Annotated in this window: 11 protein-coding genes and 1 pseudogene; 5 read left to right on the top strand and 7 right to left on the bottom strand. The window is 61.3% G+C overall.

The window, feature by feature from the left end; genetic code table 11:
- The first annotated feature begins 111 nt into the window (after positions 1 to 111).
- Entirely contained in the window at positions 112 to 984 is an 873-nt protein-coding gene (locus CZ203_RS08270) for a YitT family protein (protein WP_087065649.1), read from the top strand.
- 49 nt (positions 985 to 1,033) lie between these two features.
- Here CZ203_RS08270 and CZ203_RS08265 read toward each other — a convergent pair whose 3' ends face one another.
- Positions 1,034 to 2,242, bottom strand: a complete 1,209-nt coding sequence (locus CZ203_RS08265) for an acetate/propionate family kinase (RefSeq protein ID WP_087065648.1) — start codon at positions 2,240 to 2,242, stop codon at positions 1,034 to 1,036.
- Between the two features lie 185 nt (positions 2,243 to 2,427).
- Here CZ203_RS08265 and CZ203_RS15520 point away from each other — a divergent pair.
- From CZ203_RS15520 to CZ203_RS08250, 4 genes and pseudogenes are all read left to right on the top strand, one after another.
- Positions 2,428 to 2,493 (top strand): annotated as a pseudogene (locus CZ203_RS15520) (nucleotidyltransferase family protein); the annotation flags it as partial.
- A gap of 35 nt (positions 2,494 to 2,528) precedes the next feature.
- The gene (locus CZ203_RS14245; protein WP_200809459.1) at positions 2,529 to 2,783 is read left to right on the top strand and encodes a nucleotidyltransferase family protein; all 255 of its coding nucleotides are present in this window, start codon (positions 2,529 to 2,531) and stop codon (positions 2,781 to 2,783) included.
- 52 nt (positions 2,784 to 2,835) lie between these two features.
- Complete coding sequence (locus CZ203_RS08255; RefSeq protein WP_087065646.1) at positions 2,836 to 3,054, top strand: PF20097 family protein; 219 nt, start codon at positions 2,836 to 2,838, stop codon at positions 3,052 to 3,054.
- 94 nt (positions 3,055 to 3,148) lie between these two features.
- On the top strand, positions 3,149 to 3,721 hold the full coding sequence (locus CZ203_RS08250; RefSeq protein WP_087065645.1) for an N-acetylmuramoyl-L-alanine amidase family protein: 573 nt from the start codon (positions 3,149 to 3,151) through the stop codon (positions 3,719 to 3,721).
- A 51-nt stretch (positions 3,722 to 3,772) separates the two neighbouring features.
- On the opposite strand, the gene speB is transcribed toward CZ203_RS08250, so the two are convergent.
- The 6 genes from speB to CZ203_RS08220 all read right to left on the bottom strand — a co-directional run bounded on the left by speB (position 3,773) and on the right by CZ203_RS08220 (position 10,290).
- Positions 3,773 to 4,624, bottom strand: coding sequence for an agmatinase (gene speB, locus CZ203_RS08245; RefSeq protein ID WP_087065644.1), 852 nt, complete (start codon positions 4,622 to 4,624; stop codon positions 3,773 to 3,775).
- Positions 4,617 to 5,471, bottom strand: coding sequence for a polyamine aminopropyltransferase (gene speE, locus CZ203_RS08240; protein ID WP_087065643.1), 855 nt, complete (start codon positions 5,469 to 5,471; stop codon positions 4,617 to 4,619). The genes speB and speE overlap by 8 nt, the downstream gene beginning before the upstream one ends.
- Positions 5,471 to 6,925: an aminotransferase class I/II-fold pyridoxal phosphate-dependent enzyme gene (locus CZ203_RS08235; protein WP_087065642.1), complete on the bottom strand. Its 1,455-nt coding sequence runs from the start codon at positions 6,923 to 6,925 to the stop codon at positions 5,471 to 5,473. Before CZ203_RS08235 ends, speE begins: the two co-directional genes overlap by 1 nt.
- A 96-nt stretch (positions 6,926 to 7,021) precedes the next feature.
- Positions 7,022 to 7,831 (bottom strand): adenosylmethionine decarboxylase, encoded by an 810-nt coding sequence (speD, locus tag CZ203_RS08230; RefSeq protein ID WP_087065641.1) that lies wholly within the window; start codon positions 7,829 to 7,831, stop codon positions 7,022 to 7,024.
- A 399-nt stretch (positions 7,832 to 8,230) separates the two neighbouring features.
- Entirely contained in the window at positions 8,231 to 9,241 is a 1,011-nt protein-coding gene (locus tag CZ203_RS08225; RefSeq protein ID WP_087065640.1) for a Gfo/Idh/MocA family protein, read from the bottom strand.
- 32 nt (positions 9,242 to 9,273) lie between these two features.
- Positions 9,274 to 10,290, bottom strand: coding sequence for a Gfo/Idh/MocA family oxidoreductase (locus CZ203_RS08220; RefSeq protein ID WP_087065639.1), 1,017 nt, complete (start codon positions 10,288 to 10,290; stop codon positions 9,274 to 9,276).
- Positions 10,291 to 10,317 lie beyond the last annotated feature (27 nt).

The raw sequence follows: 10,317 nt of genomic DNA, 5'->3' as shown, positions 1-10,317 counted from the left end.
CCATATTTTTTGTTTTTTATAGGGCGTCCCGCGCACATTTTGCAAGCCCTGTTAAAATCCCCGCCGGTGTGGCACACTATCCCCATCCGGGATGGAAAGGGTGACCGATTGATGAAACGCCAAGCGCCTGCGCAAACCGTACTGGACGGCCTGCTGTTTGCCGTCGGCAGCCTACTGTTCGCCGTTTCGGTGAACGTTTTTACCGCGCCCAACAATATCGCGCCGGGCGGCGCGACCGGCGTGGCCGTGCTGGTGAACGCGCTCACCGGCCTGCCGATCGGCCTGACGAACCTTGCCGTTAACGTCCCGCTGTTTGTGTGGGGCGTGCGCGCGGCCGGCGCGCGCGCCATGGCGAAATCCGCCGCGGCGGTGGCGCTGTCCTCACTCGCGATCGACCTGACCGCAGGCCTGCTGCCGCCCTACTGCGGCGACCCGATGCTCGCCTCCGTGTTTGGGGGCGTGCTTGCGGGTTCCGGCCTTGCGCTGATTTTTATGCGCGGCGGCACGACGGGCGGCACCGACCTCGCCGCTTCCCTGCTCGCCCGGCGCCTGCGCCATATTTCACTGGGGCGGCTGATCCTGTGCATCGACCTGCCGGTCGTTCTGTGCTCCATCCCGGTGTTCGGCAGCATCGAAAGCCCGATGTATGCCCTGATCGTCATCTTCCTCACCACAAAGGTGATCGACACCGTGCTTTACGGCACCGACGCGGGCACCGGCAAGCTGATCTTTATTATCTCCAGGCAGGGCGCGGAAATCAAGCGCAAAATCCTATTTGAGGTTTCGCGCGGCGTCACCGAACTGCGCGCCCGCGGCAGCTATTCCGGCCGGGAAACCGACGTGCTGCTCGTCGCGGTGCGCCGCCCGGAAGTGTACCGCGCCCTCGACCTGATCCACACTGCCGACCCGGAGGCCTTTGTCATCACTGCGGACGCGGGCGGGATCACCGGCGAGGGCTTCCGGCCGCCAAAGCGGCAAAAATAAGGGCCGGCGCACGCGGCGCCAGCCCTTTTTCTCTGTGGTATGGGGAGGCTTACGCCTTGCCCGCTTCCTTCACGAGGCGCTCGGTATCCTGCGCGATGACCAGTTCCTCGTTGGTCGGGATGACCAGAACGCGCACGCGCGCCCAGTCGATGGAGATATCCATCTGCTTGCCGCGGTACTTGTTCTTCTCCGGGTCGATCTTGACGCCCAGGTACTCCATATGCTCGCAGACGTCCCAACGGACGGAGCGGTCGTTCTCGCCGACGCCCGCAGTAAAGACGATCGCGTCCACGCCGCCCATTTCGGCGATGTAGGAACCGATGATCTTCTTGACGGACAGGTTGAACATGGCCTTTGCCAGCGTCGCGCGCTGGTTGCCCTCGTTGATCGCAACGTCCAGGTCGCGGAAGTCGGAGGATACGCCGGAAACGCCCAGCATACCGGACTTCTTGTTCAGGATGTCGATGACTTCCTTCGCGGACAGGTTTTCATGCTCGGACAGGAACTCGATGATCGCGGGGTCGATATTGCCCGCGCGGGTGCCCATCGGCAGGCCGTCCAGCGGGGTGAAGCCCATCGAGGTGTCGACCGACTTGCCGTGGTCGATCGCGGCGATGGAAGAGCCGTTGCCCAGGTGGCAGGTGATCAGCTTCAGCTCCTCAATCGGGCGGCCAAGCATTTCGGCGGCCTGCTGGGAAACGTATTTATGGGAGGTGCCGTGGAAGCCGTAGCGGCGGATCTTGTACTTTTCATAGTACTCGTACGGCAGCGCGTACATATAGTGCGCCTGCGGCATGGACTGATGGAACGCGGTGTCGAATACCGCGACCTGCGGGATGCCCTTGCCCATGACGTCCTCGCACGCGCGGATACCGATCAGGTTGGGCGGGTTGTGGAGCGGCGCCAGCGGGATGCAGTCCTCGATCGCCTTGATGACCTTCTCGGTGATCAGGACGGAGTCCGCGAAATACTCGCCGCCGTGTACCACGCGGTGGCCGACCGCGTTGATTTCGGCCATGCTGTCGATAACGCCCCATTCCTTATCGGTCAGGATGTCGATAACCGCCTTGATCGCCTCGGCATGGGTCTGCATCGGGACGTCAGCCTTATATTTTTCCTCTTTTTTGCCCTCATGGGTCAGCTTGCCGTCGATGCCGATACGCTCGCACAGGCCCTTGGCCAGCACGGCCTTGGTGTCCATGTCGATGAGCTGATACTTCAGCGAGGAGCTGCCCGCATTGATTACCAGTACTTTCATGTTCCAATTTCTCCTTTTTCTTCTTACGTCCACAAAATCCATTGCAAAAAACAGCCGTCAAGTGTACAATATTCCTAATGATAGGCAGTGCACACGGCAGCCGGAGACGCATGTAACACTGTTTCTATTTTACACCACCCCGCCCGAATGTACAACCTGCATTTTGGTTTTTTTCGGAGGCTTTTATGAAAATCTGCGGCGTCATCGCCGAATATAACCCCTTCCACAACGGCCACGCCCTGCAACTTGCCGAAACNTCCTTGGCCTGCCGCTCGATGCGCTGGACGTGCCGCCCACTTACCTGCGCGTGCTCGCCATCGGCGGCCGCGGCCGCGCGCTCCTGCGCCGGTTCCGTGAAACAGCAGCCGTCCCGCTGGTTGTAAAGCCGCTGCACGAAAAGCAGCTCCCGGAGGGTATGCAGCCCGCCCTGCTGCGCGACCTGCGCGCAGACGACCTGTACGCCCTGGCTTTCCCGGGTGAAAAGCTGCGTGTGGGCGGCTCCCATTTTCGCAAGACCCCGTACTGCGCGCCGGAAGCCTGACCGCCCCCGGTTAAAATATCCATATGACCTGACATCTTTAGGAGGTGCATCCATGAACTGTCCGTACTGCGGCAAGGACCTGCTGGAAGGCAAGCTGATCGGCGACCATCACCAATTGCGCTGGCTCCCCAAGGACAAAAAACTGCTGTTTGGCCTGTGGGCGGCCGGCGGGCTGCGGATCGGCACGCGGATGCCCTCGCAAAAGGCTGAAGCGGCGACCTATTACTGCTCCTACTGCAAAAAAATGATCATCGATGTCGACAACTGCTGAAAAGCGCCCCGCCGGTTTACGCCGGCGGGGCGCTTTTGCCCCTTCACACCCCCTGCCGCCGGGCGCATACACTGGTATGATAGGAGGTGATCTATTGGCAATCCGGATTTTTATTGACCAGGGGCACAACCCAAGCGGCCCCAATACCGGCGCGGAGGGCAACGGCCTGCGCGAACAGGACGTGACCTATGCCGTCGGCCGGTACCTGGCAGATATCCTGGAGCAGGACCCGCGCTTCGAGGTGCGCCTGTCGCGCAACTCGCCCACGGAAATCCTCGGCACGAGCAACGCCTCGAGCCTGGCCGCGCGCGTCAACATGGCGAACAGCTGGCCTGCGGACTATTTTATCAGCATCCACTGCAACGCCAACGTCAACCCCGCCATCAACGGCACCGAGGTCTATGTCTTTTCGCGCAATACGCAGTCTTACTGGCTCGCCGAGCACGTACTAGACGGCATCGTCCAACGCGTGGGGACGCGCGACAACGGCGTGCGGCTGAACCCCGGCCTGTACGTCCTGCGGCGCACGCGCATGCCGGCCATCCTCGTCGAGCTGGCATACCTGACCAACGCGGGCGACGCGCAGAAGCTGCGCGACGACCCCTACGGCTTCGCGCAGGGCATTTATAACGGCTTGCTCAGTTATTTCGATTTCCCACCGCTGTAACAAAAAAAATGCGGGCTCAAATGAGTCCGCATTTTTATCATTGCGCCGGCGTTATTTGCACAGCGCCAACACCAGCTCGCGCAGTACCTTGCAGGCCACGGCCGTCGATGCGCCGCTCTGGTCGTAGGCCGGCGAAAGCTCGTTGACGTCCGCGCCGACGATATCGAGCGTGCCCGCGACTTGCAGCATCGCCCCGAGCAGCTCCATGAAGGTCACGCCGCCCGCCTCCGGCGTCCCCGTCCCCGGGAAAACCGAAGGGTCGAGCACGTCCAGGTCGATCGTGAAATACACCGGCTTGCCGCGCAGCGCCTCGACCGCATCCCCCAGCCCGTCAAACGTGAACTTCGTCAGGTGGGTGTGCGTTTGCGCCCAGGCAAACTCCTGCCGCTCGCCCGAGCGGATGCCGAACTGGTAAATCCGGCCGTCGCCGACCAGCTCCCATGCGCGGCGGATAACCGACGCATGGCTGAGCGGCTCGCCCAGGTAGTCGTCCCGCAGGTCGGTATGCGCATCAAAATGGACGATGTGCAGGCCGGGGTACTTGCGCGCCGCCGCCCGCAGCGCCCCAAGTGTGACGAGGTGTTCCCCGCCAATCATGACCGGCAGCTTCCCATCCGCCAGCACCCCGTCCGTAAACGCCTCGATATCGTCCAGCACGCGGGCGGTGTTGCCGAAGCACAGGTCGAGATCGCCGCCGTCGAATACGGCGTAGTCCTCAAGGTCCTTGTCCTGATACGGGCTGTAGGTCTCCAGGCCGTAGGACTCCGCACGCATCGTGCGGGACGCCATGCGCGTCCCCGGGCGGTAGGATGTCGTGCCGTCAAACGGCGCGCCGAAGAGCACGATCCCGCTCTCCGCATAGGCGTCGTCGCAGCCTAAAAAGGTTTCAATGTTCTTATTCATCCGCACTGTCCAGCAGCTCCCTTACATAGTTTGGCAACCCGAACGAGCCGACATGCAGCTCGGTATTATAGTAGCGCGTCTTGAGGCCGCGCGCGTCCCAGCGCGCCGCGTCCAGGTCGGCCAGCGGGTCGTATTTCTTGGATGCGAACCCGAAAAGCCAGTGCCCCGACGGGTAGGTCGGGATGTGCGCCTGGTACACGCGGCAGACCGGGAAGCATTCCGTGATCCTGCGGTGCGCCCGCTGGCAGGCCAGCGCGTCGTTTTCATAGTACGGGCTTTCGTGCTGGTTGACCAGGATGCCGTCCGCGTGCAGCGCCTTATAGCAGTTGCCGTAAAATTCGCGCGTAAACAGCCCCTCGCCGGGGCCGAACGGGTCGGTCGAGTCCACGATGATCAGGTCGTATTCGTCCTCCGGGCGGCGCACGAAGCGCAGGCCGTCGGCGAAATGCAGGCGGACGCGCGGGTCGTCAAAATAGCCCGCGGTCTGCGGCAGGTATTGCTTGCACGCCTCGACGACCATTTCGTCGATTTCCACCATGTCGATGCGCTCGATCTCCGGGTAGCGCGTCAGTTCGCGGATCGCGCCGCCGTCGCCCGCGCCGATCACCAGCACGTTGCGGACATGCGGGTGCACCGCCATCGGGACATGCACGATCATATCGTGGTAAATAAACTCGTCCCGCTCGGTCAGCATCATATAGCCGTCCAGCGCCAGGAAACGCCCGAACTCCACGCTGTCGAAGATATCGATGCGCTGGAATTCGCTCTGCGCGGAGTAAAGCTGCCGGTCCACCTCAATGGAAAACCGCACGTGCTTCGTATGTTCCTCGGTAAACCATAAATCCATTATTGCGCTCCTTTGATCACGTTAATGTGCTCGATCGCCACGTCCTGCGTACCGGTCATAAAGCAGCCCTTCTGCTTCGCGTAGGCGATATAGTCCAGGATTTCCCGCGTAATCCGCTCGCCCGGGGCGAGGATCGGGATGCCGGGCGGGTAACACATGACGAATTCGCTGCAAATCTGCCCCGCGCTCTCCCCCGTCGGCACGGACACGGTATCCGCGTAGAACGCCTCCTGCGGCGGCAGCTCCACGAGCGGGTCGATGTATTCATGGTCGAGCATGCCCACCGGGCTGCCCGCGTGCAGGCGGCGGATCTCAGCCAGCGCGGCGATCAGGCGCTCCAAGTCTTTCTGGCGGTCGCCTACGGAAATATACGCCAGGATATTGCCGATATCGCCGAACTCGATCTGGATATCGTACTCGTCCCGCAGGATGTCGTACACCTCGATGCCCGCAAGGCCGATATCGCGCGTATGGACGGAGAGTTTCGTGGTGTCGAAATCGTAGAACGCGTCCCCGTCCATGCACTCCCGGCCAAACGCGTAATAGCCGCCGATCTTGTTGATCTCCTCCCGCGCATAGTCCGACATCTGGCATACGCGCGCAAAGATCTCCTTGCCGTTCAGCGCCAAATTGCGGCGCGAGATATCGAGCGAGGACATGAGCAGGTACGAGCCGCTGGTCGTCTGCGTCAGGTTGATGATCTGCCGGACATAGCCGGGGTTAATCGAAGGGCCTGTCAGCAGGAACGAGCTTTGCGTCAGGCTGCCGCCGGATTTGTGCATGCTGACCGCCGCCATGTCCGCGCCGACGGCCATACCCGACGGCGGCAGGTTGTCCCCAAAATAAAAGTGCGTGCCGTGCGCCTCGTCCACCAGCACCTTCATGCCGTGCGCGTGCGCCAGGTCGCAGATCGCCTGCAAATCGGAGCACACGCCGTAATAGGTCGGGTTGTTGACAAGCACCGCGGCCGCGTCCGGGTTCGCCGCGATCGCCCGCTCCACATCGGCCACCGCCATGCCGAGCGGGATGCCCAGGCGCTTGTTGACGCCCGGGTTGACATACACCGGCACCGCGCCCGATAGGATCAGGGCGTTGATGGCGCTGCGGTGCACGTTGCGCGGCATAATGATCTTGTCGCCGCGCTTGCAGACCGACATGACCATCGACTGCACCGACGAGGTCGTGCCGCCCACCATAAAGAAGGCGTGCGCCGCGCCGAACGCATCGGCGGCGAGCATCTCCGCTTCGCGGATGACCGACACCGGGTGGCACAGGTTGTCGAGCGGCTTCATGGAGTTGACGTCGACCGTCATGCACTGTTCGCCGAGAAAGTCGGTCAGTTCCCGGTTCCCGCGCCCACGCTTGTGGCCGGGCACGTCAAACGGTACCACTCGCATGCGCTTATACCGCTGGAGCGCCTCCATGATCGGCGCAATCTGCTGTGGAAGCTTCATGTATATTCATCCCTCCGGGTATCATCCTGTCACAAAAACCGGCCGCATCCGCCGTCCCGGGGTTCCGGGAACGGCTTCGGGCCGGCATTTGCGCCTTTATTTATAGATGTTCATGCCGCTGTAGATTTCGATCATCTCACGGCGCAGGCTTTCGGAAATCTCCAGCCGGCGCTTGGGGCTGATCTCATACACGTCGGTGTTGAACAGGTAGTTCTGCAGGTCGATCTCCTTGATCAGCAGCTTGGTATGGAAGATGTTCGACTGGTAGACGTTGACGTCGATCGCGTCATAGCGCTCAAGCGTCTTGTCGTCGATGTAATCCTGGATGGAGGTGATGTCATGATCCAGGAACAGCTTGCGCCCGGTCACGTCGCGCGTAAAGCCGCGCACGCGGTAGTCCGCGGTAATGATGTCCGAATCAAAGGAACCGATCAGGTAATTGAGCGCCGCCAGCGGCGATACCTGCCCGCAGGTGGATACGTCGATGTCCACCCGGAAGGTCGCGATCGCGTTGTCCGGATGGTATTCCGGATACGTGTGCACCGTGATATGGCTCTTATCCAGGTGCGCGGCCACGCTGTCGCGCGTGGCCAGGATGTCGATTTCGCCATGGTTGCAGGATTTATCGATCAGCTCGACCGGGAGCGCGCGCTCCGTCAGCAGGATCGTCACGGACGCGCCCTGCGGGTCGTAGTCCTGCTTGCTGATATTCAGGATATGCGCGCCGATGATCTCCGTGACGTTGCACAGGATGTTCGTCAGGCGCTCAGAGTTATACTGCTCGTCAATATAGGCGATATAATCCTTCTGCTCCCGCTCGCTCTTTGCATAGCACACATCGTAGATATTAAAGCTAAGCGTCTTCGTGAGGTTGTTAAAGCCGTACAGTTTCAGTTTGTTTTCCATCTATTCAGCCTCTTCCCACATCGCAAAGCAGTTATCCCCGCCATAATCCGCACTTTTTACCACCGTCTGTATTTCCTCCCGCATCTGTTATATGATACATAAAACCTCATTTTATGCCCGATGTACCGCCCCGTACCTTCCTTGGCTTTCCCCACGCGGCACACTACGATATGCGATAGATAGTTATCATTACAGTACATTATCCGCCTCCGATTGTCAAGAGTCAAGAGCCTGCGCCATATCGGTATAAAAAATACGTCCGCCGCCCGCTATTTAAGGTTCCCCGCAGCGGCCTCCCGGCACGCCTCCGGAATCAAACAGCGCCTGCCCGCGAAACCCGCGGGCAGGCGCTGCCTGATGAGAAAAGTATAAAAAGTAAGGGGCTAAATAAAATGGGGGTCAACGGTACATCGCGGGCTTTTCAACCAGTTCGACCTTTTCCGGCACGCCGGTCTTGCGGGACTTGATGATGGCGTCCGCCGTCACGCAGGTCACGTAACCGTCCCAGGCGGACGGGCCGGTGGGCGCGCCCGCCTGCAGCGCCTTGACCCACTCCTGGAACTCGATGTCGTACGCCTCGATGAAGCGCTGCGACCAGTCGGTCAGGATCGGAAAGCTGCGCGCGGCGTTTGCGCGGGTAACGACTGCCGCAGGATCGGGCAGGTTGACCGTGCCGTTCTCGCAAACGACCTGGCACTGGATGTCATATGCATAGGCGCCGTCCGTCTGCACCTCGACGTCGATGCGCTGGCCGGATTTGGTGGTCAGCATCATGACCTGCGGGTTGAGCCAGTCCCCCTTGGTGGCGCTGCTCTGGCGGACGGCCAGCACCTGCGCGGTGTCGTACTCGTCGTCCAGCAGCCAGCGGGAAATATCCAACTCGTGGATCGCCACGCGGGTGACCGCATAGTCGGTCGCAAAGCCGGGAGCCTGGGACACGTTGCGGTGGCAGGCATGGATCATCAGCGGCGCGCCAAGCTCGCCGGAGGCGATGATCCCCTTCATCGCGGCATAACCGCGGTCGTAGCGGCGCATAAAGCCGACCTGCAGCAGGCGGCGGCCGGCCTTCTGCTCGGCCTCCATGATCTTTTCACAATCCGCAGCGGTCTGTGCAAGGGGCTTTTCGCAGAACACAAACTTGCCCGCGCCCAGCGCTTCCAGCACATATCCCGCATGGGATTCGTCGGACGAGGTGATCACGACCGCCTCAACCTCAGGCGCGGCGATCAGTTCCTCCCCGGTCTTATAGGCCTTTACGCCCGGGTACTGCGCCGCCAGCTTGCTGGCAGCTTCCGGGAAATAGTCGGCGACTGCGACAACAGACGCGCCGGCGACCAGGTTATTCAGGCGGCGTACGTGCTCACGGCCGATGGCGCCGCAGCCGATCACGCCAATCTTTACTTCTTTCATCCTACTCGTCCTTTCCTAAAGCACAGGGCCTCTTACTCCATATCCAGCATCTCGCCGGTCTCAAAGGACTCCTTGCAGCGGTATGCCGTGCGGGAAACCGCGGTGCCGTCATAAACGGTGACTTCGGGCTTGCGGCCTTCGCGGATGCAGGAAACGAACTCTGCCAGTTCGTTGACATACGCCTCGTGCCAGCGGCTCAGGAAGTCCGGATAATACTGCTCATGCGCGCCGTTCCCGTCGACGATCTGGAGCAGGTTCTTCGCGCCGACGTTTGCGATGCGCAGGGTGCCGTGGGTGCCGATGATCTCGGTCTCAACGTTGCAGCCCGCGCCGTGCGTGCGGTTGGTGAACATAAAGCCCATCGCGCCGTTTTCGCACTGGACGGTCGCCGCGGCATTGTCCGCGTCGTTCAGCTCGCGGTACAGGTCGAACTCGAATACGCCGCCGAGGCCCCAGACCTTCTTGACGTTTGAGCCGGTAAACCAGCGGATCAGGTCGATATCATGTACGCACATATCCAGGAACTGGCCGCCGGAGTGCGGGGCGAACTTGAGCGTGCCCTCGATCGTCGCGCGGGGGTCCTGCGTGTAGGAGCGGACGAGGACGACCTTGCCGATGTCGCCGTTGTCGATGCGGCGCTTGGCGTCCGCGTAGGAGTCGTCAAAGCGGCGCATGAAGCCCAGCATAAAGACCTTGTCCGGATGCGCCTCGACGGCCTTCTCGGCCTCCAGGCACTTCTCTACGGTCGTGTCGAGCGGCTTGTCGCAGAATACGTGCTTGCCCGCGTCCAGCGCAATCTTGATGTGCTCCGCATGGTACATGGAGGGGGATACAACGACGATCGCGTCGAGCTCCGGGTTCGCGCACATCTCCGCAACGTCGGTGTAGGTGTTCGGTACGCCCAGCTCCGCCGCGACTTCGGCGACGCGCTTGGCGTCCACGTCGCAGATCGCGGCCAGCTCTGCACCCGGTACGCGGGTAGCGATGTTCTTGGCGTGCTCGTAGCCCAGGCGCCCCAGGCCGATGGAACCGATCTTGATAGTTTTCATGTTCTTTTCTCCTTTTTATAATCTCGA

The sequence above is a fragment of the Intestinibacillus massiliensis genome, assembly GCF_900155735.1.
Taxonomy (GTDB): domain Bacteria; phylum Bacillota; class Clostridia; order Oscillospirales; family Butyricicoccaceae; genus Intestinibacillus; species Intestinibacillus massiliensis.
The sequence above is the reverse complement of the archived record's forward strand: the minus strand, read 5'-3'. Positions and strand labels throughout refer to the sequence as shown.